26 protein-coding genes are annotated in these 26,377 nt (G+C 74.4%); 10 read left to right on the forward strand and 16 right to left on the reverse strand.

Annotated features, from left to right (window positions below):
- Positions 1–102: 102 nt before the first annotated feature.
- The 3 genes from V1J52_RS06765 (at position 103) to V1J52_RS06775 (ending at position 1,814) form a co-directional block, all read left to right on the forward strand.
- Positions 103–705 (forward strand): uridine kinase family protein, encoded by a 603-nt coding sequence (locus V1J52_RS06765; protein ID WP_330138675.1) that lies wholly within the window; start codon positions 103–105, stop codon positions 703–705.
- Between the two features lie 194 nt (positions 706–899).
- Positions 900–1,307, forward strand: a complete 408-nt coding sequence (locus tag V1J52_RS06770; protein ID WP_330138676.1) for a PGPGW domain-containing protein — start codon at positions 900–902, stop codon at positions 1,305–1,307.
- 102 nt (positions 1,308–1,409) lie between these two features.
- Entirely contained in the window at positions 1,410–1,814 is a 405-nt protein-coding gene (locus V1J52_RS06775) for a PGPGW domain-containing protein (RefSeq protein ID WP_330138677.1), read from the forward strand.
- A 187-nt stretch (positions 1,815–2,001) separates the two neighbouring features.
- On the opposite strand, the gene V1J52_RS06780 is transcribed toward V1J52_RS06775, so the two are convergent.
- A complete protein-coding gene (locus V1J52_RS06780) occupies positions 2,002–2,787 on the reverse strand; it encodes a SigE family RNA polymerase sigma factor (RefSeq protein WP_330138678.1) in 786 nt (261 codons plus the stop codon).
- Between the two features lie 181 nt (positions 2,788–2,968).
- On the opposite strand from V1J52_RS06780, the gene V1J52_RS06785 reads away from it, so the two are divergent.
- The 5 genes from V1J52_RS06785 (at position 2,969) to V1J52_RS06805 (ending at position 6,794) form a co-directional block, all read left to right on the forward strand.
- Positions 2,969–3,646: a response regulator gene (locus V1J52_RS06785; RefSeq protein ID WP_330138679.1), complete on the forward strand. Its 678-nt coding sequence runs from the start codon at positions 2,969–2,971 to the stop codon at positions 3,644–3,646.
- Positions 3,544–5,268: a sensor histidine kinase gene (locus tag V1J52_RS06790; RefSeq protein WP_443075743.1), complete on the forward strand. Its 1,725-nt coding sequence runs from the start codon at positions 3,544–3,546 to the stop codon at positions 5,266–5,268. The genes V1J52_RS06785 and V1J52_RS06790 overlap by 103 nt, the downstream gene beginning before the upstream one ends.
- Positions 5,265–5,912: a GerMN domain-containing protein gene (locus V1J52_RS06795; RefSeq protein WP_330138681.1), complete on the forward strand. Its 648-nt coding sequence runs from the start codon at positions 5,265–5,267 to the stop codon at positions 5,910–5,912. Before V1J52_RS06790 ends, V1J52_RS06795 begins: the two co-directional genes overlap by 4 nt.
- Positions 5,913–5,968: 56 nt before the next feature.
- Entirely contained in the window at positions 5,969–6,514 is a 546-nt protein-coding gene (locus V1J52_RS06800; protein ID WP_330138682.1) for a VanZ family protein, read from the forward strand.
- Positions 6,515–6,596: 82 nt separating this feature from the next.
- Positions 6,597–6,794, forward strand: a complete 198-nt coding sequence (locus tag V1J52_RS06805) for a PspC domain-containing protein (protein ID WP_330138855.1) — start codon at positions 6,597–6,599, stop codon at positions 6,792–6,794.
- Between the two features lie 69 nt (positions 6,795–6,863).
- On the opposite strand, the gene V1J52_RS06810 is transcribed toward V1J52_RS06805, so the two are convergent.
- Together V1J52_RS06810 and V1J52_RS06815 are read right to left on the reverse strand one after the other, a co-directional pair.
- A complete protein-coding gene (locus tag V1J52_RS06810; RefSeq protein ID WP_330138683.1) occupies positions 6,864–7,283 on the reverse strand; it encodes a hypothetical protein in 420 nt (139 codons plus the stop codon).
- Positions 7,284–7,398: 115 nt separating this feature from the next.
- Positions 7,399–8,568, reverse strand: coding sequence for an adenosine deaminase (locus tag V1J52_RS06815; RefSeq protein WP_330138684.1), 1,170 nt, complete (start codon positions 8,566–8,568; stop codon positions 7,399–7,401).
- A gap of 110 nt (positions 8,569–8,678) precedes the next feature.
- Between V1J52_RS06815 and V1J52_RS06820 the strand changes: the two genes are divergently transcribed.
- Complete coding sequence (locus tag V1J52_RS06820; RefSeq protein WP_330138685.1) at positions 8,679–9,419, forward strand: prolyl oligopeptidase family serine peptidase; 741 nt, start codon at positions 8,679–8,681, stop codon at positions 9,417–9,419.
- Between the two features lie 64 nt (positions 9,420–9,483).
- On the opposite strand, the gene V1J52_RS06825 is transcribed toward V1J52_RS06820, so the two are convergent.
- On the reverse strand, positions 9,484–10,428 hold the full coding sequence (locus tag V1J52_RS06825) for a LysR family transcriptional regulator (RefSeq protein ID WP_330138856.1): 945 nt from the start codon (positions 10,426–10,428) through the stop codon (positions 9,484–9,486).
- A 119-nt stretch (positions 10,429–10,547) separates the two neighbouring features.
- Between V1J52_RS06825 and V1J52_RS06830 the strand changes: the two genes are divergently transcribed.
- Positions 10,548–11,801 (forward strand): MFS transporter, encoded by a 1,254-nt coding sequence (locus V1J52_RS06830; protein ID WP_330138686.1) that lies wholly within the window; start codon positions 10,548–10,550, stop codon positions 11,799–11,801.
- A gap of 115 nt (positions 11,802–11,916) precedes the next feature.
- On the opposite strand, the gene V1J52_RS06835 is transcribed toward V1J52_RS06830, so the two are convergent.
- The 12 genes from V1J52_RS06835 to V1J52_RS06890 all read right to left on the reverse strand — a co-directional run bounded on the left by V1J52_RS06835 (position 11,917) and on the right by V1J52_RS06890 (position 26,279).
- Positions 11,917–12,723, reverse strand: a complete 807-nt coding sequence (locus V1J52_RS06835; RefSeq protein WP_330138687.1) for a DUF2382 domain-containing protein — start codon at positions 12,721–12,723, stop codon at positions 11,917–11,919.
- Positions 12,724–12,854: 131 nt separating this feature from the next.
- Positions 12,855–14,123, reverse strand: coding sequence for a thymidine phosphorylase (locus tag V1J52_RS06840; RefSeq protein WP_330138688.1), 1,269 nt, complete (start codon positions 14,121–14,123; stop codon positions 12,855–12,857).
- Positions 14,124–14,207: 84 nt separating this feature from the next.
- Positions 14,208–14,597 carry a cytidine deaminase gene (locus V1J52_RS06845; protein WP_330138857.1) on the reverse strand — a complete coding sequence of 130 codons (390 nt, stop codon included), beginning with the start codon at positions 14,595–14,597 and terminating at the stop codon, positions 14,208–14,210.
- Between the two features lie 50 nt (positions 14,598–14,647).
- Positions 14,648–15,910, reverse strand: a complete 1,263-nt coding sequence (locus V1J52_RS06850) for an ABC transporter permease (protein WP_330138689.1) — start codon at positions 15,908–15,910, stop codon at positions 14,648–14,650.
- Positions 15,907–17,094 (reverse strand): ABC transporter permease, encoded by a 1,188-nt coding sequence (locus V1J52_RS06855; RefSeq protein WP_443075729.1) that lies wholly within the window; start codon positions 17,092–17,094, stop codon positions 15,907–15,909. The genes V1J52_RS06850 and V1J52_RS06855 overlap by 4 nt, the downstream gene beginning before the upstream one ends.
- A complete protein-coding gene (locus V1J52_RS06860) occupies positions 17,091–18,656 on the reverse strand; it encodes an ABC transporter ATP-binding protein (protein WP_330138859.1) in 1,566 nt (521 codons plus the stop codon). Before V1J52_RS06860 ends, V1J52_RS06855 begins: the two co-directional genes overlap by 4 nt.
- A 237-nt stretch (positions 18,657–18,893) precedes the next feature.
- Entirely contained in the window at positions 18,894–19,940 is a 1,047-nt protein-coding gene (locus tag V1J52_RS06865) for a BMP family lipoprotein (protein ID WP_330138690.1), read from the reverse strand.
- A 205-nt stretch (positions 19,941–20,145) separates the two neighbouring features.
- The gene (locus V1J52_RS06870; RefSeq protein ID WP_330138691.1) at positions 20,146–21,393 is read right to left on the reverse strand and encodes a M20 family metallopeptidase; all 1,248 of its coding nucleotides are present in this window, start codon (positions 21,391–21,393) and stop codon (positions 20,146–20,148) included.
- A 204-nt stretch (positions 21,394–21,597) separates the two neighbouring features.
- Entirely contained in the window at positions 21,598–22,698 is a 1,101-nt protein-coding gene (locus V1J52_RS06875; protein ID WP_443075730.1) for a hypothetical protein, read from the reverse strand.
- A 1-nt stretch (position 22,699) separates the two neighbouring features.
- Entirely contained in the window at positions 22,700–23,650 is a 951-nt protein-coding gene (locus tag V1J52_RS06880) for an N-acetylneuraminate synthase family protein (protein WP_330138692.1), read from the reverse strand.
- 62 nt (positions 23,651–23,712) lie between these two features.
- On the reverse strand, positions 23,713–24,888 hold the full coding sequence (locus V1J52_RS06885; RefSeq protein WP_330138693.1) for a cytidylyltransferase domain-containing protein: 1,176 nt from the start codon (positions 24,886–24,888) through the stop codon (positions 23,713–23,715).
- A gap of 59 nt (positions 24,889–24,947) precedes the next feature.
- Positions 24,948–26,279, reverse strand: coding sequence for a DUF6716 putative glycosyltransferase (locus V1J52_RS06890; protein ID WP_330138694.1), 1,332 nt, complete (start codon positions 26,277–26,279; stop codon positions 24,948–24,950).
- Between the last annotated feature and the right edge of the window lie 98 nt (positions 26,280–26,377).

Genomic DNA, 26,377 nt, shown 5'->3' on the forward strand with positions numbered 1-26,377 from the left:
CGTGAGGGGGCAGGCTCGGAGCGTAGTGGAGGAGCCGGTCCCGTTCATCTTCCGTCCCCCGGAGGGTCACCCGGACGACTGAATGCGGGACAATGGCGTCTCGTGACGGCCACCGCTCGTGTGATCCTGCTGACCGGACCCTCCGGCTCCGGCAAGTCCTCGCTCGCCGAAGCCACCGGACTGCCGGTGCTGCGGCTCGACGACTTCTACAAGGAGGGCGACGACCCCGCGCTGCCCCGGCTCCCCGGCGGCGGTGCCGACTGGGACTCCCCCGCCTCGTGGGACGCCGACGCCGCCCTCGGCGCGGTGCGCGAGCTGTGCGCGGCGGGCCGGACGACGACGCCCGTGTACGACCTCTCCGCCAGCGCCCGCACCGGCACCGCCGTACTGGAGACGGCCGGGGCGCCCCTGTTCGTCGCCGAGGGCGTCTTCGCCGCCGAGATCGCGGACCGCTGCCGGGAGCTGGGGCTGCTGGCGGACGCGCTGTGCCTGCGCGGCAGCCCCGCCACGACGTTCCGCCGCCGCCTCCTGCGGGACGTGCGCGAGGGCCGCAAGTCGCTGCCCGTGCTGCTGACCCGGGGCTGGCGTCTGATGCGCGCGGAGCCGGGCATCGTCGCGGCGCAGGTGGCGCTCGGTGCGCACGCCTGCCGCAGGCCGGAGGCGCTCGCCCGCATCGCCGCCGCCCGCGTCCCGGTACGCGTGTGACGCGGCGGTGAACCATCCGGGGCCCGCGCGCGTCCCACCAGACGGACGTCGCACGCCGGACGTCGCACGCCGGGCCGCCGTGACCAACGCCACGGCCCGCGGAGCCTCCGGGCGGGGCCAGGGGGCCGCGGCCTCGGCGGACCGCCCTTACCGTGGGCGGGTACACACACCGGATTGAGCGGAGGACGGGGAACGTGGGACACGCGAAGCGGGTGGTGCTGGCCACCGTCGGGGGAACGCTGCTGCTGGTCGGTATCGCCTTGCTGGTGCTGCCGGGCCCCGGGCTGCTGCTCGTCCTCTCCGGGATGGTGCTGCTGAGCCGCGCGGTCCCCTCGCTCGCCCGGCACGTGGAGCCCGTCCGGGCCCGGGCGATGAAGGCCGCGGCCGACAGCGTCGCCTCACCGTGGCGCATAGCCGGTTCGGTCCTGACCGGGCTGGCGCTGATCGGGTCCGGCCTGGCCTGGGGCCTGCTCCCCGCCCTGCCCTTCGCCGGCTGGACGACGGGGGCGAGCCTGATCGTGTCCGGCGTCATCCTGTTCACCCTGCTCGTCTGGAGCCACCGCCGGGTACGCGCCGCGGCCGCCATCAGCACGGCGGCCTGAGACGTCACGGCCCCCGCCCCGCCCGGCCCCGCCCTCCCCGGCGGTCCCCCGCCCGGTGCGTACCGTGGTGGCGCGAGGACGGACGACGACGGGACGAGGCGCGTGGGACACGTCAAACGGGTGGCCCTGGTGGGCGTCGGGGCCGCGCTGTTCCTGACCGGTGCGGCCCTGCTGGTGCTGCCGGGCCCCGGTCTGCTGCTGGTGTTCGCCGGGGTGGTCCTGATGGGCCGCGCGGTACCGGCGGTCTCCCGGTTCGAGAAACCGGTGCGGGAGCGGGCCATGCGCGCCGGCGAGGAGAGCGTGTCCTCGCCCTGGCGGATCGCCGGTTCCGTCCTCGCGGGGCTGGCGCTGATCGCCGCGGGCGTCGTGTGGGCCCTGGTGCCGCGCCTTCCGTTCGCGGGCTGGAGCACGGGGGCGAGCCTGGTGCTGTCCGGCCTGGTCCTGCTCGCCCTGCTCGTCTGGAGCCACCGCCGGGTGCGCGCCGGACGCTCCCGCGCCACCGGCTGACCGCGCGCCCCTGGCCGCGGGCGTGCACCCCCTGGCCGCGCGGGCACGCGGAAGCGGGTGCGGTCAGACCCCCCGGCCGACCGCACCCGCAGTTCCCCCGCTCCCCCGTTCCCCCGTCTCCGGGCCCCCTGTCGCCCGGGCTCCGTTTCCCCCGTTCCCCCGTTCCCCCGTGCTGCGGACGGACCGGTCAGGCGACCAGTTCGCCGAAGCACTCCTCGCGGTCCCGGCCGGCGGCCAGCACCTCGTCGTCGCGCAGCCGGCGCAGCGAGCGCCAGATGCTGCTCTTGACCGTGCCGACGCTGATGCCGAGGATGGCGGCGATCTCCGGGTCGGTGCGGCCCTCGTAATAGCGCAGAACGAGCATCGTGCGCTGCGCCTGCGGCAGCCGGGCCAGGGCCTGCCACAGCACGGCCCGCAGCTCGGTGCCGCGCATCGCGTCGTGGTCGCCCGTGGACGGCGTCTCCGGCAGCTCCTCGGTGGGGTACTCGTTGAGCTTGCGGCGGCGCCAGGCGCTGATGTGCAGGTTCGTCATCGTGCGGCGCAGGTAGCCGCCGACGGCCGCCTTGTCGCTGATCCGGTGCCAGGCCCGGTAGGTGGAGAACAGCGCGCTCTGGAGCAGGTCCTCCGCCTCGAAGCGGTCGCCCGTCAGGTGGTAGGCCGTGGCGTAGAGGGAGGCGCGGCGCTCCCGGACATAGGCCGAGAACTCCAGTTCGGCCGGGTCCGGTTCCCCCGCGTGCCGCTCCCGCTCCCCCGCGGGCCGCGCCGCGGCCGCCCCGTCCGCCGGTACGGCGGCGAGGTGGGCCGGGCGCTGGCGTCCGGTGCCGCGGACGCACCCCCGCCCGCCCGCGGCACCGGAACCCTCCGTGGCGCGGCCGGCGGGAACCGAAGGGCCTGTCCGGCGCGTGTGAAGGACTGCGCTGCCGTTCGCCCCGGACGAGTCGTTGCGTCCGTGCAGTTCACGCAGTGCCGTCATGTCGCGCCCCCTTCGTGCAGCCAGCCGGTCGCTTGCCGTGTGACCAACACACTGCCGGGCCAGTTTCATGACCGGGTCCCCCGATTGTCACAGCGGTGTCACAGGCTCCACAGCCTCCGCACGTCGCGTGCGGCACCCGGCGGGTCGAAGTCCCGGTGCCGGATGCGCCAGAATGACGCGCGTGCCTTTCCTGCTGCTGATCGAGGACGACGACGCGGTACGAACCGCCCTGGAGATGGGTCTGACCCGCCAGGGCCACCGCGTGGTGACCGCCGCGTCCGGGGAGGACGGTTTGCAGCTGCTGCGCGAGCAGCGGCCCGACCTCATCGTGCTGGACGTGATGCTGCCCGGCATCGACGGGTTCGAGGTGTGCCGCCGCATCCGCCGCACCGACCAGCTCCCGATCATCCTGCTCACCGCGCGCAGCGACGACATCGACGTCGTCGTGGGGCTGGAGTCGGGCGCCGACGACTACGTGGTCAAGCCGGTGCAGGGCCGCGTCCTGGACGCCCGCATCCGCGCGGTGATGCGGCGCGGTGAGCGGGAGGCGAACGACTCGGCGACCTTCGGCAACGTGACGATCGACCGCGCCGCGATGACGGTGACGAAGAACGGCGCCGACCTCCAGCTCACCCCGACCGAGCTGCGGCTGCTGCTGGAGCTGAGCCGCCGCCCCGGCCAGGCGCTGTCCCGGCAGCAGCTCCTGCGCCTGGTGTGGGAGCACGACTACCTGGGCGACTCCCGGCTGGTGGACGCCTGCGTGCAGCGGCTGCGGGCGAAGGTGGAGGACGTGCCGTCCTCGCCGACCCTGATCCGTACCGTGCGCGGCGTCGGCTACCGGCTGGACGCGCCGCAGTGAGGCGGCGCCCCGGCCGGGTGCGCGACTGGCTCGCCGGGCTGCTGCCCAGCCTCCGGCTGCGGCTGGTCGTGGTCTTCGCGGTGGCGGCGCTGTCGGCGGCCGTCGCGGTCAGCGGCATCGCCTACTGGCTCAACCGGGACGCCGTCCTGACCCGGGCGCAGAACGCCGCGCTCGACGACTTCCACAAGATGCTCGGCGACCACGCGGGCACGCTGCCGCCCGACCCCCGCTGCGAACAGCTGCGGGACGCCGCCGAGACGATGGCCAGCACGACGCAGAACTACGAGGTGCTGCTCATCGACCGGCAGGCCGACGGCTCGCACTGCGCGGTGACCTCCGAGGAGGGCTTCACCCTGGACGACGTGCCGGGCAAGCTCCAGGACGCGGTGAACCGGGCCCGTCCCGACGACGGGCCGGACTCCGCCCGGTACCACCTGTACTGGCAGCGCGTCGCCCAGGACGACACCCCCTACCTGGTCGGCGGCGCCACCGTCATCGGGGACGGCCCCACCGGGTACCTCATGAAGTCGCTGGAGCCGGAGCAGGACGACCTCAACTCGCTGGCCTGGTCGCTGGCCATCGCCAGTGCGCTGGCCCTGCTCGGCTCGGTGCTGCTCGCGCAGGCGGCGGCCTCCACGGTGCTGCGCCCGGTGCAGCGGCTCGGCGACGCCGCCCGGCGGCTCGGCGAGGGCCAGCTCGGCACCCGGCTCGCGGTCTCGGGGACGGACGAGCTGGCCGAGCTGTCCCGCACGTTCAACGCCGCGGCGGCGGCGCTGGAGCAGCGCGTGGCGGACCTGAGCGCCCGCGAGCAGTCCAGCCGCCGCTTCGTCGCCGACATGTCGCACGAGCTGCGCACGCCGCTCACCGCCATCTCGGCGGTCACCGAGGTGCTGGAGGACGAGCAGGAGAACCTGGACCCGATGATCGCGCCCGCCGTGGGACTGGTCGTCAGCGAGACCCGGCGCCTGGGCGACCTGGTGGAGAACCTGATGGAGGTCACCCGCTTCGACGCGGGGACGGCCCGGCTGGTGCTGGACGACGTGGACGTGGCCGAGCAGGTCATGGCCTGCATGGACGCCCGCGCCTGGCTGGACGCGGTGGAACTGGACGCCGACCTGGGCATCAGGGCCCGCCTGGACCCGCGGCGGCTCGACGTCATCCTGGCCAACCTCATCGGCAACGCGCTGAAGCACGGGGGTTCCCCGGTGCGGGTGTCGGTGCGCACGGTCCCCCCGGACGGCGACGGTGACGGCGACGGCGAACTGGCGATCGAGGTCGCCGACCGGGGCCCGGGCATCCCGGCCGAGGTGCTGCCGCACGTGTTCGACCGCTTCTACAAGGCGAGCGCCTCCCGGCCGCGTTCGGAGGGCAGCGGGCTCGGGCTGTCCATCGCCCAGGAGAACGCGCAGATCCACGGCGGCGGGATCACCGCGCGCAACGCCTCCGGCGGCGGCGCGGTGTTCACGCTGCGGCTGCCGATGGGCACCGGCGGCCCGGCGGGCGGCGAGGAGGACGAGGCGGACGCGTGCGAGGTGCCGTCCGGCGGCTCCGCGCGCGCCGCCGGGCACGGCGCGGGCGGCGCGGCGCCGGGCGGACGCGGTGACGAGGGGGGCGGCCGGTGAGGGCGGTGGTGCGCGGGGTCCTGTGCGGTGCGCTGGCGGTGGTGGCGCTGGCCGGTTGCGGCATCCGGGCCACGCCGGTGCCGGTGGACGCCGGGCCCGCGCCGTCCCGGGTGGCGTGCGGCCCGCTGGAGCCGGACGACGGGACCGGGGCGGAGCGGGAGCGGGTGCGGGTCTCCCTGGTGTGCAGCGGCCGGGTCGTGGATGTCCGGCGGGTGGTGGAGCTGCCCGGCGCCGCGGACCGGCTCGGTCTCGCCCGCGCGCTCCTGGACGAGCTGCGGCGGACCCCGGACGAGGGCGAGCTGGCGGCGGGCTTCACCACGGCCGTCCCCGGCGACCTGCGGCTGGACGGACCGGCGCCGGACGACGGCGCGGGCACGCTGCGGCTGAGCCGCCCGCCGTCCGCCCTGCCGTCCTTCGCGCTGGCCCAGCTCGTGTGCACCTTCGCGGACACCCCGCTCGCCGACGCCTCGGGCCGGATCGCGCTCGGCGGCCCCCCGGACGCGGCGGCCCGGGACGGCGCGGACGGTACGGACGGCCCAGACGGGACGGACGGCGGGACCGGTGGCGAGGTGCGCGGCTACGCCTGCGGCGGCGAGCTGCGGACGGCGGCCGAGGACGCGGAGACGGCCGGCGTCCCGCTGTGACGGCCGGGCGGGGAACCGCACCGGCCTGACCCGGCGTCGTCCCTCCCGTGCCTTCCGTGCCTCGCCACCGTCCCGACGGCCGCACCGCCGCCCGCGTCCGGACAGCGGGCCGCGTCCTGCTCGCCGGTTACCTGCTCGTCGCCGGCTGGCTCACCCTGCGGCCCCGCTCGGTGCCGTGGGTGGACCCGGTGAACGTGACGCCGCTGGCCACGCTGCGCGCCGAGTGGGCCGCGGGCGCCCAGGAGGCCCTGGCCCAGCTCAGCGGTGACCTGCTCCTGCTCGCCCCGCTGGGCGCGCTGCTGCCCCTGGCGTCCGGCACGCTCGGGCCACGGCTGTTCTCCTTCGCCCGCACGGTGGGCGCGGTGGCGCTGGTCTCGCTGGCGGTCGAGGTGGTGCGCACGTCCGTGCCGGGGCAGACCGGGAACGTGGACGCGCTGCTGCTGAACACCGCGGGCGCCGCCCTCGCCCACGTGGTGCTCTCACCGTTCGTGCGCGAACTCTTCCGCCGGGCGGACGCGGCCCACCGGGCGGGCGCGGCGGGCGCGACGGAGCCCCCTCGGGGACGCACCCCGAGTTCCCCCAGGGTCGGGATCGCCCCGTAGAGGGACGTAAACGGACGGAAGACTCCTTACGGTGGAAGACGTCAGCCTGAATCCACCGCGAAGGAGCAAGACCATGGCCGTCATGACGGGCATATCCCGCCCGCGGAACGGACGGATGATCGCCGGGGTGTGCGCGGGGCTGGCGCGCCGGTTCGGTGTCTCCGCGACCACGATGCGCGTCGCCTTCCTGGTGTCGTGCCTGCTGCCGGGCCCGCAGTTCGTGCTGTACGCGGCGCTGTGGATCCTGCTGCCGCAGGAGGACCAGCGCGCGGCCTGGTGAGCGGCGCGCCGCCCGCGCGGCGGCCGGGCGGACCGGGGGTTCGGCCCGCCTGGCACCGGGCGGCGGGTGTCAGAGCGGCAGGCCGCCGAGCGGCACCGCGTTCGACAGGCTGCCGACGGGCAGGCCGCTCAGGGAGTCCGTCGGCAGCTTGCCGCCGGTCAGCCCGTCCGTCGGGAGCCCGCCGCCGGTCAGGGCGTCCGTCGGCAGCCCGTTCTGGGCGAGCGCCCCGACGACCGGCAGGCCGCCGATCAGGGCGGTGACCGCGTTCTGGTCCTGGGTGACCGCGGCCCGGTCCGCCTCGTCCGTCGCCTTCAGGGCGTTCTGGGGGAGGTCCATGACGGCGTCCTCGACGCTCATGTTGCCGCCGTTCGTGGCGAGGTCCGCCATCGTGTCGGCCGGGCCCACCGCCGACGCGGTGCCCGCGGCGGAGGCGGCGAGGGCGGCACCGAGTGCGGCGACGCCGAGAGTCTTCCTGGTTCCCTTGCTCATGGTCAGCAGAACCTAGTGAGCGTTCCGCCGCGGCGGCAAACACCGCAACGCCGGTCCGCGGCGCGCGCGGACGCCGCCGGGGACGTCCGCGCGCGGGAGTGCGCTCCGGCTGCCGTCAGCCCTGGTAGGCGGAAGGGTCGCTGGTCACGGCGTGGTCGACGGTGGTCTGGCGGAACAGCCAGGCCGACTTCAACTCGGCGTAGCCGGGCTTGATCACGTCGTTGATCATGGCCAGACGTTCATCGAAAGGGATGAACGCGGACTTCATGGCATTGACCGTGAACCACTGCATGTCGTCCAGCGTGTAGTGGAACGTCCGCACCAGGTGCCCGAACTCGCGGCTCATGCTCGTGTCGCTCATCAGCCGGTTGTCCGTGTTCACGGTGGCGCGGAACCGGAGCTTGCGCAGCAGCCCGATCGGGTGCTCGGCGTAGGAGGCGGCGGCGCCGGTCTGGAGGTTGGAGGTGGGGCACAGCTCCAGCGGGACGCGCTTGTCCCGGACGTAGGCGGCCAGGCGGCCCAGCTCCACCGAGCCGTCGTCGGCGACCTCGATGTCGTCGATGATGCGCACCCCGTGGCCGAGCCGGTCCGCGCCGCACCACTGGAGCGCCTGCCAGATGGACGGCAGCCCGAAGGACTCCCCCGCGTGGATGGTGAAGTGGTTGTTCTCCCGCTTGAGGTACTCGAAGGCGTCCAGGTGGCGGGTGGGCGGGTACCCGGCCTCGGCGCCCGCGATGTCGAACCCGGCGACACCGGCGTCCCGGAAGCGGTTGGCGATCTCGGCGATCTCCAGCGCGCGGGCGGCGTGCCGCATCGCGGTCAGCAGGGCGGCGACGCGGATGCGGTACCCCGCGGCCAGCGCCCGGCGCTCGCCCTCGCGGAAGCCCTCGTTGACCGCGCGGACGACCTCCTCCAGGCCCAGCCCGCCCTCCAGGTGCTGTTCGGGGGCGTAGCGCACCTCGGCGTAGACGACGCCGTCGGCGGCCAGGTCCTCCGCGCACTCGGCGGCGACGCGCACCAGCGCCTCGCGGGTCTGCATCACCGCGACCGTGTGGGCGAACGTCTCCAGGTAGCGCTCCAGCGAGCCCGAGTCGGCGGCCTCGTGGAACCAGCGCCCGAGGGCCTGCGGCTCCGTCTCCGGCAGCCGGTCGTAGCCCGCCTCCCGGGCCAGCTCCACGACCGTGGCCGGGCGCAGGCCGCCGTCGAGGTGGTCGTGCAGCAGCACCTTGGGGGCCCGGCGGATCTGCTCCTCGTCCGGCTGCGTGGTGAGCGTGTCGCTTGTCATCTGCGCACTCTAGTACCTACGCGCGTAGATGCGCGACAGGCCGCGCTTCGATATCCAACGGTGACGGACGCGCCCCGGCCGTACACCGGGTTTTCTGTCATCGTGTCGCCATGGCTCAGCACGTGGTGCCCGCACGGGATGCTCGGTTGGGACGGCCGCTCGGCGCCCGGGGTCCGGTCGAGGGCGTGCTCCTCCTGCTGCCCGGCGGCACGCCGCAGTCACTGCGCCGGGCCTCGCCGCTGGCCGCCGCCGGGGCGCTCGTGCTCGCCCGGCACGTCGTGCGGGAGGCCGACCGGTGCCGGGAGACGCTGACGGCGCACGTCGTGCACTACCGCTACCGGGGCTGGAACGGCCAGGCCGCACACCCGCTGGCCGACACCGCCTGGGCGCTGGACGAGGTGGTCCGCCGCTACGGGGACGTGCCGGTGTGTCTGGCCGGGACCGGGCTCGGCGCCCGCGCGGCGCTGCGGGCGGCCGCGCACCCGGCCGTCGCCTCGGTGGTGGCGCTGGCCCCCTGGCTGCCGCCGGGGGACGAGGAGCCCGTGGCGCAGCTCGCGGACGCCCGGGTCCTCCTGGTGCACGGCACGGACGACGAGCGCTGCGCCCCCGAACGCTCCTACCGGTTCGGCGAGCGGGCCAGGAAACAGGGCGTCCGGGTGTGCCGCTTCGAGGTGCACACCGACGGGCACGCCCTGCGCCGCTACCGCACCGAGGTCAGCGCGCTCACCGCCGACTTCGTCCTGGGCACCCTGTGCGGCCGGGACTTCTCCCGCCCGGTGCGCGACGCGCTCGCGGCGCCGCTGCCGCTCGGCCTGCGCATGCCGCTCGCCTCCGGCTACGGGCAGCCGTGAGCCGGGGCCCCGGACCGGGCCGGGACCCCTCGCCCGGCTCCCGCCAGTCCGCCGGGGGCCCTTCTCAGGCCAGGAGGCGGCCGCGGCGGCTGAGCAGGAAGCGCTTGAAGGCGGCCACCGGCGGGGTGTCCGGGTGGCCGTCGAGCCAGGCCACCCCGATCTCCCGGACGGCACGAGGCGCGGTCACGGACAGTTCCACGACGCCGGGCCGGGACACCGTCGGCGGCGGCAGCAGGGCGACGCCCAGGCCCGCGGCGACCAGGCCGCGCAGCGTCTCGGCCTCCTCGCCCTCGAACGCGACGCGCGGGGTGAAACCGGCCTCGGCGCACAGGGTGTCGAAGATGCGGCGCATGCCGTAGCCCGGTTCCAGGGTGATGAACGCCTCGTCGGCCGCCTCGGCCAGGCGGACGCGCCTGCGGCGGGCCAGGCGGTGGTCGTCGGGCACGACCAGGCGCAGCCGCTGCTCGTCCAGGCGGCGGGCGACGAGATCGGGGGCGTCGGGAACCGGCGAGGTCAGGCACAGGTCGAGCGTGCCCTCGCGCAGCCGGTCCAGCATGGCCTCGCCGTAGTTCTGCACGAGGGAGAACCGCACCCTCGGGTGGTCGGCGCGGAAGGCGCGGATGAGGGCGGGCACGGTTTCGGAGCCGAGGGTGTGCAGGAAGCCGAACGCGACCTTCCCGGTGGCCGGGTCGGCGTCGGCGCGCACCGCCTCGGCCGCCTGCTCGACCGAGGCGAGCGCCTTCTCGACGGAGGCGAGGAACGTCCGTCCGGCCGGGGTGAGGGAGACGCTGCGGCCGCGCCGGGCCAGGAGCGCCACCCCGAGGTCCTCCTCCAGGCGGGCCATCGCCCGGCTGAGCGTGGACTGCGGCACGGCCAGGTTCCGCGCGGCCCGGGTGACGTGCTCGTGCCGGGCGACGGCGGTGAACTGCGCGAGCCGGGGGGTGAGCAGGGCCGCCCAGGAGTCGGCGTCGATGTCCGCCGTACGCGGGGTGACCGGTGTTACCTGTATGTCTTTTTCGTTGCCCGCCGGTGACACGACCCGTCCTCACCTCTGCTGATGCATGGGTGCATCGATTCTGGCAGATTTGTGCATTGGACGCATGAATGGCGCGGCCGTAGGTTCGCGGTATGCCTTCCGTCGATACCGGGGCACCCGTCGCTCCGGGTGCCTCCCGTCCGTCGTCCCCCGCCCCCCCCGCCCGGGCTTCCCGCCGCACCAGCGTGGCGCTGTTCGCACTCGGGCTCGCCACCTTCGCCCTCCTGTTCTCCACCCAGGCGCTCCTGCCCGCGCTGTCCGCCGACTTCGCGGTCACGCCGGACGCGGCGAGCTGGACGGTGTCGGCGGCGACGATCGCGCTGGCGGTGTGCGTGCTGCCGCTGAGCATGCTCTCGGAACGGTTCGGACGGCGGCGGGTGATGACGGTGTCCGTGGCGCTCGCGGTGGGCGTCGGACTGCTCCTGCCGCTCGCCCCCGACCTGGGCTGGCTCGTCGCCCTGCGGGCCGTCCAGGGCGCGGCCATCGCCGGGGTCCCGGCCGCCGCGATGGCCTACCTCTCCGAGGAGGTGCCCCGCAGGGCGCTCGTCGGCGCGATCGGCCTGTTCGTCGCGGGCAACAGCGTGGGCGGCATGAGCGGACGCATCCTCACCGGCTGGGTCGCCGAGGGGTACGGCTGGCGGGCCGCGCTGCTGGCCGTCGGCGCCGTCTCGCTGCTGTGCGCGGTGGCGTTCGCCGCGCTCGTCCCGAAGGCCCGCCACTTCACCCCGGCGCCGCTCGCACCGCGCGCCCTGGCCCGCACCGTGCGCGGCCACCTCGCCGACCCGCTGCTGCGGCGGCTGTACGCGATCGGGCTGCTGTTCATGACCGTCTTCGGCGCCGTCTACACGGTGGTGGGGTACCGGCTGGTGGCCGAGCCGTTCGGGCTCTCACAGGGCCTGGTGGGCTCGGTCTTCGTCATCTACCTGGTGGGCACCGCGTCCTCGGCGGCGGCCGGACGGCTCGTCGGGCGGCTGGGGCGGCGCGGCGCGCTCTACCTGGCGACCGGCACGACGGCGGCGGGCCTGCTGCTGACGCTGGCCGAGCACCTCGGGGCCGTCCTGGCGGGCCTGGTGCTGGTCACGGCGGGCTTCTTCGCCGGGCACGCCACGGCGTCGGCCTCGGTGAGCCGGACGGTCACGTCCGGGCGCGCGCAGGCGTCGGCGCTCTACCAGATGGCGTACTACGTGGGCAGTTCGCTGGGCGGCACGGCGGGAGCGCTGGCGTTCCACGCGGCGGGGTGGAGCGCGACGGTCGCCTTCGCGCTGGCCGCCCTGGTGACCGCCGCCGGGATCACCCTCCACGCCACCCGCCGCGCCCTGGCCGCACACCGCGCCTCCCCGGCCTGACGGCGCGGCCCCGGCCCCGCGGGTCGTGCCCACGGGGCCGGGGCCGCGCGGGAGGGGCCCGGCGCCGGGCGGGCCGGTGCGCGGCCGCCCGGCGCGGGTGGAGCCGCCCCGCGCGCTACCGCCGCCGACGGCCGGGGTCGTCGTCCTCCTCCTCCGCGTCGGCCTCGATCCGCTCCTTGCGGACCCTGCCGGTCACGGTCTCCTGCGCGGTGACCTCGTCCGTGGTGAGGCGGACCCGCTCCACCGGCTCGGTCCTCGTCTCCACCACCGGCCGCTCCTCGTGCAGCACCACCTCGTGCTCACTCTCGGCGATCTCCGCGCCGCCCAGGGCCTCGTCCCGGTTGGCGTCGGTGATCGGCTCGCGCTCCACGCGGACCTCCTCGTGGCGCACCGGGACGGTCTGCTGCTGCTCCTCCGTCACCACGTACTTGCGCAGCCGCGCGCGGCCGGTCTCGTGGCGCTCGGTGCCGACGCGCATCCGCTCCTCGGAACGGGTCATCGCCCCGTCGTCCCCCCGGGTGCCGGGGGACGCGGCGGGGGCCGTACCGGCGGCGTCGGCCCGGCCGCCCGCGCCGGGTTCGCCCGCTTCGGGCCAGACCGTCCCCCAGGAGATGCCGTAGTACTCGTACAGCCGGTGCTCCTCCTCCTCGGACAGGTGACCGCCGGAGTCGACGTCGACGTGCGGCGCCTCCTTGACCGTGTCCTTGCGGTAGGGAACCTCGATGTGGTCCTCGATCACGAAGGCGTCGTGGATGGGCACGAACGACTCGTGGGAGCCGAACATGCCGGTCTTCACGCTGACCCACTCCGGCTCGCCGGTGGCGTCGTCGAAGAAGACGTGCTTCGCCTCGCCGATCTTGCCGCCCTCGGCGTCGTAGACCGGGTGGTCCAGCACCGTGGGTATCTGCTCTGGGGTGATCACTTCGGTACCTCCTCTGTGCGCGTACCCTCTCGCGTAACCGGGCACAGAAGAGGCAAAACGGATATAACCCCACGGATCATCCCCGCCCGGCGGGCCGTCCGGCCCGCCGGCAGGGCGCCCGCCGCCCGCCGTCAGGCGATGCGGCCCAGGACGATCGGCGCGGGGGTGTACGCCTCGCCGACCTCGACCGCGTCCGCCAGCGCCTCCAGCGCGTAGCCGAACGCGCCGGGGGTGTCCGTGTGCAGCGTCATCAGCGGCTCGCCCGCCCGCACCCGGTCGCCCGGCTTCGCGTGCAGCTCGACGCCCGCCCCGGCCTGCACCGGGTCCTCCTTGCGGGCGCGGCCCGCGCCCAGCCGCCACGCGGCCACTCCGACGGCGTACGCGTCCAGGCGGCTGAGCACGCCCGACTCGGGCGCGGTGACGGTGTGCCGCTCACGGGCGGTGGGCAGCGCGGCACCGGGGTCGCCGCCCTGGGCCGCGATCATGCGCCGCCAGCAGTCCATCGCGGAGCCGTCGGCCAGCGCCTTCGCCGGGTCCGCGTCGGGCAGCCCGGCGGCGTCCAGCATCTCGCGGGCCAGCGCGAGGGTCAGCTCGACCACGTCCGCCGGTCCGCCGCCCGCCAGCACCTCCACCGACTCCCGCACCTCCAGCGCGTTGCCCGCGGTCAGCCCGAGCGGCGTGGACATGTCGGTGAGCAGCGCCACCGTCCGCACGCCGTGGTCCGTGCCCAGGCCCACCATCGTGCGGGCCAGCTCCTCCGCGTCCGCCGCGTTCTTCATGAAGGCACCCGAGCCGACCTTGACGTCCAGCACGAGCGAGCCGGTGCCCTCGGCGATCTTCTTGGACATGATCGAGCTGGCGATCAGCGGGATGGCCTCCACCGTGCCCGTCACGTCGCGCAGCGCGTACAGCTTCTTGTCGGCCGGGGCCAGCCCGTCCCCCGCCGCGCAGACGACGGCGCCGACGTCGCGCAGGACGTCCAGCATCTCGGCGTTGGACAGCAGCGCGCGCCAGCCGGGCACGGACTCCAGCTTGTCCAGCGTGCCGCCCGTGTGTCCGAGGCCGCGCCCGGAGAGCTGCGGCACCGCCGCGCCGCAGGCGGCGACCAGCGGGGCGAGCGGCAGGGTGATCTTGTCGCCCACGCCGCCGGTGGAGTGCTTGTCCGCGGTGGGACGCGGCAGCGAGGAGAAGTCCATGCGCTCGCCGCTGGCGATCATCGCCGCCGTCCAGCGGGCGGTCTCCGCCCGGTCCATGCCGTTGAGCAGGATCGCCATGGCCAGCGCCGACATCTGCTCGTCGGCGACCGAGCCCCGGGTGTAGGCGTCGATGACCCAGTCGATCTGCTCGGCGCTGAGCGCTGCGCCGTCGCGCTTGGTACGGATGACGGAGATGGCGTCCATACGGGACTCCTCACGGGGTGCGGGGCGTGCGGAACGTCGGGGGCGGGGCGTGCGGGCCCGCCGGGGGCGCGGCGCCGGGCGGGATCAGCGGTCCAGGTCGGCGGGGCCGAAGGCGTCCGGCAGCAGCTCGGCCAGCGGGCGGATGCCGGAGGCGGTGTCCACGGCCAGCTCCGGGCCGCCGTGCTCCCACAGCAGCTGCCGGCAGCGGCCGCAGGGCATCAGCACGTCGCCGTTGCGGTCGCAGCAGGTGAAGTGGGTGAGCCGGCCGCCCCCGGAGGCGACGAGCGACGAGATGAGCCCGCACTCGGCGCACAGGGCCACGCCGTAGGCCGCGTTCTCGACGTTGCAGCCGCTGACCACCCGGCCGTCGTCCACCCGGGCGGCGGCGCCCACGGGGAAGCCGGAGTAGGGGGCGTAGGCCCGGGACATCGCGTCCCGGGCCCGGCGCCGCAGCGCCTCCCAGCCGGGCGGCACCCCGCCGGACGGGCCCTCGCCGGCGGCGCTCCCGGCGGGCGGTGTGCGCGTCACTTGCCCTCACCCCTGCGGTACGCCTGCCCGTTCGCCTTGGGCATCCGCAGCCGTTGCGCGGACAGCGCCAGCACCAGCAGCGTCACCACGTAGGGCGCCGCCGACACGAACTGGCTGGGCACCTCGTCGACGGCCAGGTAGAAGCCGAGCAGGCCCAGGCCCGTCACGGCCGACACCAGGGCGGTGACGTACTTCGCGCGGTAGAGCGCCCAGGCGAGCGCCACGGCCAGCAGGACGGCCAGGAACAGCAGCAGCGCGTGCACGTTGGCGCCGCCGCCGCGCAGGTTGAGGCTGTCGGCGTAGCCGAACAGGCCCGCGCCCATGGCCATGCCGCCGGGCATCCAGTTGCCGAAGATCATCGCGGCGAGGCCGATGTAGCCGCGCTCGCCGGTCTGGCCCTCCTGGTAGATGTTCGAGGCGACCTCGGCGAGGAAGACGCCGCCGAGCCCGGCGAAGCCGCCGGAGATCATCACCGCGAGGTACTTGTACTTGTAGACGTTGACGCCGAGCGACTCGGCGGCGACCGGGTTCTCGCCGCAGGAGCGCAGCCGCAGTCCGAAGCCGGTGCGCCACAGCACCCACCAGCTCAGCGGCACCAGGGCCAGGGCGACGACGGTGAGCAGGGAGAGGTTGGTGACGACGCCGCCGACGAACCCGGCGAGGTCGGAGACGAAGAACCAGTGCTTGTCGTTGAGGTCACGCATCCAGTCCGAGAGCCCCGGCACGGTGATCGTCGTGATCGGGTCGATGGGCGGCGACTGCTTCTCGGTGCCGCCCGCCATGTTCTCGAACGTGAACCCCGACAGGTAGCGGGTGACGCCGACGGCCAGGATGTTGATGGCCACGCCGGAGACGATGTGGTTCACGCCGAAGGTGACGGTGGCGATGGCGTGGATGAGCCCGCCGAGCATGCCGCCGACGATGCCCATCACGACGCCCGTCCACGGGCCCCACTGCACGCCCGCCCAGGCCCCGAACCAGGTGCCGAGGATGAGCATGCCCTCCAGGCCGATGTTGATGACGCCGGCCCGCTCGGCCCAGACGCCGCCGAGCCCGGCGAGCCCGATCGGCACGGCCAGCCGCAGCGCGGCGGAGACCTGCCCGGTCGAGGTGAGGCCGTCGGCGTCGGTGATCAGCCGGACGGCGGAGAACAGCGCCAGGCCCGCGGCGATGACGAGCATCCACTGGGCGAGGGTCAGCTTGCGGCGCCCGGCCGGCTGGCGCGGTGAGACCGGCTTCCTGATGGTGACGGTGCTCATGCGGAGGCCCCCTTGCTGGCGTTCTCGTGGTGGGCGCCGGGGCCGTCGTCCGCGGCGGCCGCGGCGGCGAGTTCCTCGCCGACCTTCTGCTGCTGGCGGCGCAGCCCGTAGCGCCGCACCGCCTCGTAGCTGACCACGACGGCGATCACGATCAGGCCCTGCATGATCGTGGCGATCTCCTTCTCGTAACCGCTGTAGTCGAGCGTCGCCGACGCCTTGTCCAGGAAGGCGATCAGCAGGGCGCCCAGCGCGATGCCCACCGGGTGGTTGCGGCCCAGGAGCGCGATGGTGATGCCGGTGAAGCCGATGCCCGCGGGGAAGACGAGGCTGTAGGTGTGCGAGCTGCCGAGCAGTACCGGCATGCCCGCCAGGCCCGCGACGCCCCCGGAGATGACCATCGAGGTGAAGACCATCCGCTTGGCGTTGACGCCGCTGGCCGCCGCCGCGCTCTGGCTGGCGCCGGTGGCACGCAGGTCGAAGCCGAAGCGGGTGCGGTTCAGCACCATCCAGTACGCGACACCGAGCAGCACGGCGACGACGACGAAGCCGTGGATCTCGCCGCCGGGGCCCATGTCGAAGTTCGGGAACCAGCCGGACTCGGGGATCTGCCCGGTGGTCAGGTTGTTGCCGCGCTGCTCGCCGAACTGCCCGGGCAGCACGAGGTAGGCGATGACGCTCGTCGCGATGGCGTTGAGCATGATCGTGGAGACGACCTCGCTGACGCCGCGCGTCGTCTTCAGCAGACCGGCGATGCCCGCCCAGAACGCGCCGGTCAGCGCGGCGACGACCATGATGAACAGGACGTGCAGGGGCGCGGGCAGTGTGACGGCCGCACCCGCGACGGCGGCGATCATCGCCGCCAGCCGGTACTGGCCGTCCACGCCGATGTTGAACAGGTTCATCCGGAAGCCGACGGCCACCGCGAGCGCCGCGATGTAGTACGTCGTCGCCTGGTTGAGGATGAGCACCTGGATGTCGGCGTTGGCCGCGTACTCGATCATCAGGACGTACGGCTCGACCGGGTTGCGGCCGGAGGCCAGCAGGACCGCCGAGGTCAGCAGGACGGCGACGCCGAGCGCGAGCACGGGTCCGCCGAGGGCCATGACGACCCTGTCCCTGTCGACGGGCTTGCGGTTGCGGGCGGTTTTCGCACCGGCCGGCATGCCGCCACCACCGTCACTCATGCGCCGTTCTCCTCGTGCTCCTCGTGCTCCAGATGGCCGGACGCCGCGCCGGTCATGGCGGTGCCCAGCTCCTCCGGGGTGATCGCCCCGGGGTCGGCGTCGGCGACCAGGCGGCCGCGGTACATGACGCGCAGGGTGTCGGACAGGCCGATCAGCTCGTCCAGGTCGGCGGAGATCAGCAGCACGGCCAGGCCCTCGTGGCGGGCCGCGCGGATCTGGTCCCAGATCTGCGCCTGCGCGCCGACGTCCACACCCCGGGTGGGGTGGGCGGCGATCAGGAAGCGCGGGTGGTGGCTCATCTCCCGGCCGACGATCAGCTTCTGCTGGTTGCCGCCGGACAGCGAGCCGGCGGTGACCTCGATGCCGGGGGTGCGGACGTCGTACTCCTCGACGATCCGCCCGGTGTCGGTGCGGGCGGCCTTCGGGTCGAGCCAGAAGCCCTTGCTGTTGGGCTTCTCGGTCACGTGGCCGAGGATGCGGTTCTCCCACAGCGGGGCGTCGAGCAGCAGCCCGTGCCGGTGCCGGTCCTCGGGGATGTAGCCGATGCCGCCCTCGCGGCGCCTGCGGGTGGCCCAGTCGGTGATCGGCTCGCCGCCGAGGCTGATGGTGCCCGCGTCGGCGTGCCGGGTGCCGATGAGCGCGTCGATCAGCTCCGTCTGCCCGTTGCCCTCCACGCCCGCGAGGCCGAGGACCTCGCCCTCGCGGATGGTGAAGCTGATGCCGTCGAGCACCGTGCGGTGCCCGTGCTCGACGTCGTCCTCGTGGAGCGTCAGCCCCTCGACGGTGAGCACCGGGGTGTCCCGGACGGTGGACTCCCGCGTCTCGGGGGACGGCAGTTCGCTGCCGACCATCAGTTCCGCGAGCTGCTTGGTGGTCACCTCGCGCGGCTGCACGGAGGCGACGGTGGTACCGCGCCGGATGACGGTGATCTCGTCCGCGACGGAGAGCACCTCGCCGAGCTTGTGCGAGATGAAGATGACGGTCAGGCCCTCGGCCTTCAGCTCGCGCAGGTTGGCGAAGAGGGCGTCGACCTCCTGCGGGACGAGCACGGCCGTCGGCTCGTCCAGGATCAGCGTGCGCGCGCCCCGGTAGAGGACCTTGAGGATCTCCACGCGCTGCCGGTCGGCGACGCCGAGGTCCTCGACGAGGGCGTCGGGGCGGACGCCGAGCCCGTAGGCGTCGGAGATCTCCTGGATGCGGTCGCGGGCCTTCCCGCCGATGCCGTGCAGGCCCTCACTGCCCAGGACGGTGTTCTCCAGAACCGTGAGGTTGTCGGCGAGCATGAAGTGCTGGTGGACCATGCCGATGCCGCGGCCGATGGCGTCGGCGGGGCTGTGCAGGGTGACCTGCTCGCCGTCGACGGCGATGGTGCCCTCGTCCGGTTTCTGCATGCCGTAGAGGATCTTCATCAGGGTCGACTTGCCCGCGCCGTTCTCGCCGACGATCGCGTGCACCGTGCCCTTGCGCACGGACAGGTGGATGTCGTGGTTGGCGACGACGCCGGGGAAGCGTTTGGTGATGCCGGCCAGCTCGACGGCGGGCGGACTGCTGGACGCGTTGATGGTGCACTCTCCTCGGGGCTAAGGAGCGGCTCGAAGGGGGTGGGCGAGGGCGACGCTATCGCGCCACGGGGTGACTACGCGCGTAGAGTCCCGCCCGGAAAGCGGCGTCGTTGCGAACCGGCCCGGCCGGTGGGCGGGGTTCCGCCCACCGGCCGGGCCGCGTCCGCCGCCTGGCGCCGGGGCCGCCGCGCCGCTGTGTCGCGGCACCGCGGCGGCCGCCGGCGGCCGGGCGTCAGGTCAGGAGGCCGGGGCCGTGTCGACCTTGATCGTGCCGGAGATGATGTCCTCCTTGGCCTGGGCGACGGCCTCGGTCAGCTCCGTCATCTCCGTGTAGGCCGGGTTGGAGTCGGACAGCTCCACGCCGTCGGACTCCAGGTCGTAGCGGATGACGCCGCTCTGCGGGTCACCCTCCTCCACCGACTTGATGAGCGCGTAGACCGCGTCAGGGACGTCCTTGGTCATCGAGGTGAGGATGTTGTCCTTGTACTCGGCCAGCGTCTTCTGCTCGTACTGGTCGGAGTCCACACCGATCACCCACGCGTCACGGGCCGCGACGGCCTCGATGACGCCCTGGCCGGCCAGACCGGCGGCGTGGTAGAGCACGTCCGCACCGGCGTCGAGCTGGCCGCGCGCGGCCTCCTTGCCCAGGTCGGGCTTGGAGAAGCCGTTCATGTCCGGCGGCTGCGTGAGGTACTGGCGCTTGATGTCGATCGAGGGGTCCGTGTCCTTGACGCCCTGGACGAAACCGGCCTCGAACTTCTTGATCAGCGGCACCTCGACGCCGCCGACGAAGCCGACGGTCTTCGACTCCGTCGCCTTGGCGGCGGCGACACCGGCGAGGTAGGAGCCCTGCTCCTCGCTGAAGACCATGTTGACGATGTTGTCGCCCGTGACGGTCTCGTCGTCGATGAGGCCGAACGTGACGTCCGGGTTCTTCGCCGCGGCCGCCTCGACCGCGGGGGCGTAGGCGAAGCCGACGCCGATGACCGGGTTGTAGCCCTGGCGGGCCAGCTCGTTGAGGCGGCTGGTCTTGTCGTCCTCGGACTCGCCGTCGGACGGCTCGACGTCCTGGCCCTTCCAGCCGAACTCCTCCTCGGCACGGGCCAGGCCGGCGTAGGCGGCGTCGTTGAAGGACTGGTCACCGCGGCCGCCGACGTCGTAGGCGATGGCCGCGCCCTTGTCCTCGCCGCCGGACTCGGTGGACGTGCCGCCACAGGCGGCGGTGGTGAGTGCGAGAGCCGCGGCGGTGCTGACCGCGGCGGCAAGCTGGGTGACGCGACGCAAGAGGAGGTCTCCTTCGACTCTCAGGAAGCGCCTCTTCCGGCGCTGGCTCTCCGGCTCAGAGTAACGCGCGTAGATGCCAGGTAAAGCCCCGGCTGACGTCCGTTATCGATTCGGTGTTAACGCTCGGTTTCAGCCACGCCCGTACCGGTGAAGGGCGGGGCGGAACCGGCCCGCTCCCGCCCCGCCCCACCGGCCGGGCTCCGTTTCAGCCGCGGGCGGCGTCCAGCAGCGCGGCGGCCGTGAACAGCTCGACGCCGACCGTGATGGCTCGCTCGTCCGCGTCGAAGTCGCCCTGGTGGAGGTCGCGCGGCGTGGGGTCGTTCGGCGTGCGCACCCCGAGCCGCGCCATGGCGCCGGGCACGTGCTCCAGGTACCAGGAGAAGTCCTCGCCGCCGAGCGACTGCTCGGTGCTCTCCACCGACTGCGCGCCGAACCGGGCGGCCATCGCGTTGCGCAGCAGCTCGGTGGTGCTGGTCTCGTTGACCACCGGCGGCACCCCGCGGATGTAGTCGATCTCGGACTTGGCGTGGTGCAGCGCCGCGATCTCGTCGATCACCGCGTGCAGCAGGTCCGGGGCCGCGCGCCAGGCGGGCAGGTCCAGGCAGCGCACGGTCCCCGACAGCTCGGCGTGCTGCGGGATGACGTTGGGGGCGTGCCCGGAGGCGACGCGTCCCCAGGTCACGGCGAGCCCGGCCCGGGTGTCCACCCGGCGGGCCAGCACGGCGGGGACGTCGGTGACGACGCGGGCGGCGGCCGTCACCAGATCGGTCGTCAGGTGCGGGCGGGCCGTGTGGCCGCCGGGCCCGGACAGCGCCACCTCCAGCCGGTCGCAGGCGGAGGTGATCGCGCCGGGGCGCAGGCCGATCCGCCCGGCGTCCACGCGCGGGTCGCAGTGCACGGCGATGATCCGGCCGACGCCGTCCAGGGCGCCGCTGTCGATGGCGTCCGTCGCGCCGCCGGGCAGCACCTCCTCGGCGGGCTGGAACAGCAGCCGCACCGACTGCGGCAGCCGGTCGCGCCGGGCCAGCGCGGCGAGGACGAGCCCGGCGCCCAGGACGACGGTGGTGTGCACGTCGTGGCCGCAGGCGTGGGCGCGGTCGGGGACGGTCGAGCGGTAGGGGACCGTCTTGGTGTCCGGGATGGGCAGGCCGTCGATGTCGGCCCGCAGGGCGAGCAGGGGCCGGCCGCCTTCCGCCGCGTCGGCGAGCCGGGGGTGGACGTCGCAGATCAGCCCGGTGCCGCCGTCCAGAACGCGCGGACGCAGCCCCGCCCGGGTGAGGCGGTCCTTGATCGCCGCGGTGGTGCGGAACTCCTGGTGCCCCAGTTCGGGGTGCATGTGCAGGTCCCGGCGGAACGCGACGAGCTCCCCGCGGAGGGCGTCCGGCAGGGTCCCGTCCAGGGACGTCCCGCGCTCGCTCCGCTGGGCGGACTGGGGCGACAGCAGTTGGTTCACCCGACCGAGCGTATGCCCCCGGCACCGCCCGCCGGACGGCGATCACAGAAAGTTGAGCCACACAGGGGAAAAGTATGTCGCTCCGGACGCGCATACGTCCAGGGCGAGTTGGGTATGCCCAGGGGTTTCGCACTCCCGGCGTACCGTCCCCGCCTGACCCGTTCCGCCCGGCTTTCCCCTTCCGCGGCCTTCCGCCGCCCGCCGTCAGGGCACGGACGGCAGGCGGTGCACGTCCCGGGCGCTGCCCGTCACGTCGGACAGGAAGCCCTGGGCGCGCGGGGACGCCTGCGCGGTGAGCCACGCCGGGTCCACGTCGCACACGGCCACCCGCACCGGCGTCCCGGCCAGGGCCAGCGGCAGGGTGTGCACGACGGTGGAGGGGAAGCTCAGGATCGTCCCCCCGATCGGGCCCCGCCGGGCGACCAGTTCCAGCGGCAGGTCGGGGCGGACGATCTCCAGCCCGGCCTCCACGGCGACCCGGTGCAGCTTCTCGGTCCGTTCCCTGCGGTGTGCGAAGTACCGGGTGGCCCCGTGCGCGCGGGCCAGCGCGACGACGGCGGCCAGGTAGCGGTCGGTGTCCACGACGCCCGTCTCCGCGAGGGAGGTGCCGACCAGGTCGGTGCCCCCGGTCAGCGTGGGCGGCCCGAACCGCTGCCGCGTCCAGGCGAAGGCGTTCTCGGTGACGGTGACGTGCTCCGGCGCCTCCACCGGCATGGAGGTGAACACCTCCACCGCACGGCGCGCTCCCGGCGTCAGACGGCGGCGGGCCCGCGCCGAGACCGGCGCGAACAGCAGCCCCCGCGCCCCGGTGGCGCCCGTGCGGTGCCAGCGTGTGAGGCGCTTGGCGCCGCCCGCGAGCTGGGCGGTGAACTCCATGGTGGCCGTGCCGTCGTCCACCACGGTGACGTCGGCACCGTCCCCGGCCAGCGAGAGCAGCAGGTGCACGTACCGGGAGAACGGGTCTCCGATGACCAGCCGCCGCGCGGCCCGCAGCGGCCGGGCCAGGCCCCCGGCCGTCTTCAGCGGCGCGCTCGCGCCGCCGCGGGCCTCCACCCACTCGACGGCGTGCCCCTCGTCCCGGGCGAGCTGGGCCATGCGGCGGAGCTGGCCGCGTGTCATGGGGTCGTGGGGCGGCAGCACGTGGACGGTCAGCTCCCCCGGGGCGGGGGCCGTCGCGTGCGCCCACTCCAGCACGTTGAGGAGCTGGACCGGGCTCTCGACGAAGGCCAGGGTGCCCCCGCCCCCGGACCGGCGCGCGAAGGCGCGCGCGGGCCCGGGGACGGAGGCGGCGGCGGGCTCGGTCACCTCAGACCTGCGCGGGCTCGCGGGCCGCGCCCTCGGCGGTCGCGTCCGTCTCGGCGGCCTCGGCGACGACGCCCTTGACGCGGCGCAGCTTCTTCATCGGGGCCAGCTCGCTGTCGTACACCTTCTTGATGCCGTCACCGAGGGACGCCTCGATGGTGCGGATGTCGCGCACCAGGCGGGCCAGGCCGCCCGGCTCGACGGAGGCCGCCTGGTCCGAGCCCCACATCGCGCGGTCCAGGGTGATGTGGCGCTCCACGAAGACGGCGCCGAGCGCGACGGCGGCGAGCGTGGTCTGCAGGCCCGTCTCGTGGCCGGAGTAGCCGATCGGCACGTTGGGGTACTCGGCCTGCAGGGTGTGGATCATCCGCAGGTTCAGCTCCTCGGCCTTGGCCGGGTAGGTGCTGGTGGCGTGGCACAGGAGGATGTTCTCGCTGCCCAGCACCTCGACGGCGTGCCGGATCTGCTTCGGCGTGGACATGCCGGTGGACAGGATCACCGTGCGGCCGGTCGCCCGCAGGGCGCGCAGCAGCTCGTCGTCCGTCAGGGAGGCGGAGGCGACCTTGTGGGCGGGGAGGTCGAACTTCTCCAGGAAGGCCACGGCCTCGGTGTCCCACGGGGACGCGAACCAGGCGAGGCCCTTCTCCTTGCAGTACGCGTCGATCTGGCGGTACTCGTCCTCGCCGAACTCGACGCGGTGCCGGTAGTCGATGTACGTCATCCGGCCCCAGGGGGTGTCGCGCTCGATGTCCCACTGGTCGCGCGGGGTGCAGATCTCCGGGGTGCGCTTCTGGAACTTGACCGCGTCGCAGCCCGCCTCGGCGGCGGCGTCGATCAGCTTGAAGGCGTTCTCCAGCTCACCGTTGTGGTTGATGCCGATCTCGCCGGTGACGTAGACCGGGTGGCCGGGGCCCGCGGTCTTGGAACCGAGGGTGCGGAGGCGGGGGTTGCTCATGGGAGGGAAGTCCTTCTTCGGGTGCGGATTGCCTGCGGTGCCGGCGGTTGCCGGCGGCGTTGCTAGAGGGAGGGGCCGAGCAGCCACGAGGCGATCTCGCGGATCGCCCCGGCGCCTCCGGGGGTGGTGGTGACGGCACGGGCCGCGCCGCGGACGACGGCGTGGGCGCTCGCCACCGCGACCGGCCAGCCGACGAGGCCGAAGCACGGCAGGTCGTTGACGTCGTTGCCGACGTAGAGCACGCGCTCGGGCGCGATGCCCTCCTCCTCGCACCACTGCTTGAGTGCGAGGTCCTTGCGGTCGATGCCGTGCAGCACGGGGAGCTTCAGCTTCCGGGCCCGCGCGGCGACGACCGTGTTCACCTCCGTGGACAGGATCAGGACCGGCAGCCCGGCGCGGCGCAGCGCGGCGATGCCCAGGCCGTCGCCGCGGTGCACGGCGACGGTCTCCCGTCCGTCGGAGTCGACGTACACCCGGTCGTCGGTCTGGGTGCCGTCGAAGTCCAGTACGAGCGCGTCGACGTCGTCCCGGGTGGGCAGGGTGCCCGGCCGGCCGGTGTCGAGCAGCGGGGCCAGCGCCCGGGCCCGCGCGAGGTCGTGCGGGTCGTCGACCTCCAGGACGCGGGCGGCGTCGGTGCGCACGACGTCGGTGCGGCCGAAGAACCGGTGCCCGGCCTCGCGGAACCCGGCGGCGCGCATGGCGTAGGCGGCGCCCGTCTCCAGCAGGTCCTCCGGCCGGTCCTGGCGGCGCGGGCGGTACGCCGTGTCGTGGTTGACGCCGGTGCCGCCCTGCGGGGCGTCGCGCCACAGGAAGCCGTGGAAGGGCGCGACGGTCAGCGCGCTGTCGGCGCCGCCGCGCAGGACGGCGGCGGCGACCCGGGTGACGTCCTCGCGGTCGATGAAGGGGCTGGTGCACTGCACCAGGAGGACGACGTCCACGGCCCGGCCCTGGCGCTCCTCGAAGGCGTCCAGGGCGTGCAGGACGGCGGCCTCGCTGGTGGCGGTGTCCCCGGCGATTCCGGCGGGACGCTCCACCGTCTGCGCGCCCGCCTCGCGGGCGGCGGCGGCGATGGCCGGGTCGTCGGTGGAGACGACCACGTCGGTGACGTGGTCCGCGGCCAGGCACGCGCGGACCGCGCGGGCGACCAGCGGGACGCCGCCGACGGGCGCGAGGTTCTTGGCCGGAACGCCCTTGGAGCCGCCCCGGGCGGGGATGACGGCGAGGACGGTGGGTGGCACGGTGGCTCCTTGGCTCACGGGGGGTGCGGGGGCGGCGCCGGGGGCGGCGTCCGGGGCGGTCACAGCTGGCCCATCCGGCGGATCACGGGCGCGACGCGCTGGACGCCCTGGCGGTACGCGCCCCGGGCGGCGCGGCGCACGACGCGCCGGGCGGCCCCGCCGACCCCGCTCCCGGGACCCTCGGCGGCCGACGGGCTCGGCGAACCGTCCGGCGCCAGGCCGTGCCGGGCGAGGATGCCGGGCAGGTAACCGGGCGCGGTGGTGGCCGTGTAGAACGGGGTGAGCGGCGGGAGGTCGTCGTACAGCAGTCCGGCGATGCGCTTGCGGGCCGCGTCGAAGGCGGCCTCGTAGGGGCCGTCGGCGGCGACGCCCTGCCGGGCCGTCCACTCCCGGTCGGCCCGGGGCACCTCGCCGGCGTCCAGCCGGTCCCAGGAGGTCAGGCAGCCGGAGCCGACGAAGTGGTGGTTGCCCAGCGGCTCGCGGACGCCGAGGTCGGTGAGGATCGCGGTCGGGATGTTGCGGTGCAGGGACTCCAGGGCGGCCGTCGAGCTGACGGTGACCAGCAGGTCGGTGCGGTCGAGCACCTGGCCCATGTGCCCGTACACCAGGCGGCAGTTGGCGGGCAGGCCGCCGGGCAGCCGGTCGGCCAGCCGCTGGTACGGCAGCTCCTCGACGTGCGTGGTGTGCTCCCCCGGCTTGCTGCGCAGCTTGATCAGCACCTCCCGCTCCGGGTGGAAACGGGCGTGCGCGGCGGCCCGCTGGAGGAGGTAGAGCCGGTCCTTGCGGGTCTCGGGCACGGAGGGCTGCACGGCGAAGGTGACCGTGTACGGGCGCTCGTCCGAGGGGGCGTAGGGGGCGCCGCCCAGGAACGGCAGGGCGCACTCGACGACGCTGTCGGTGTCGGCCCCGACGCCCGCGTAGACGGTGCGGAAGCGGTCCGCGTCGTAGGCCGAGTTGGCGAGCACGAGGTCGGCGCCGTGTCGCAGGAGCAGTCCGTCTGCCAGCTTCTCGTAGACGACTCCGACGTAGCCGGTGACCACGACCGGGCGGCGGGCGTGCCCCTGCCAGCGGTGGGCCAGGCCGTGCAGCATGGCCTGCACCGTGCCCCCGACGCAGGAGAGCACGACGACGTCGTAGGCGCCCTCGACGCCGGCGGCGGCCAGGAAGCCGTCGGCGGACACCTCCCGGACCTGCGCCCCGCGCACACCGGTGTCCTGCAACTGGCGGGCGGTCGGCGTGGCCCGGCCGCGCAGGAGGAGCCCGTCGATGACGGCGCCGGGGGCGAGGCGCTGCGCGGTGAGCGCGCCCCACTTCCACCGGGTGTCGGAGTCGGCGAGCACCGCGAGACGCAGGGGGCGTTCGGCGGACTCGGAAGGGGTTGCTGATGGCACGTCGCCGACGCTAGGAAGCGTTTCCGCAGCTCGGGTCAACAGCAGGGCAACAGACGGTTAACAGCGGCTCGACGCTTGGCCAACCGGTCGACTGGAGC

This window comes from Streptomyces solitudinis, from assembly GCF_036323765.1.
In the GTDB taxonomy this organism is placed as follows: Bacteria; Actinomycetota; Actinomycetes; order Streptomycetales; family Streptomycetaceae; genus Streptomyces.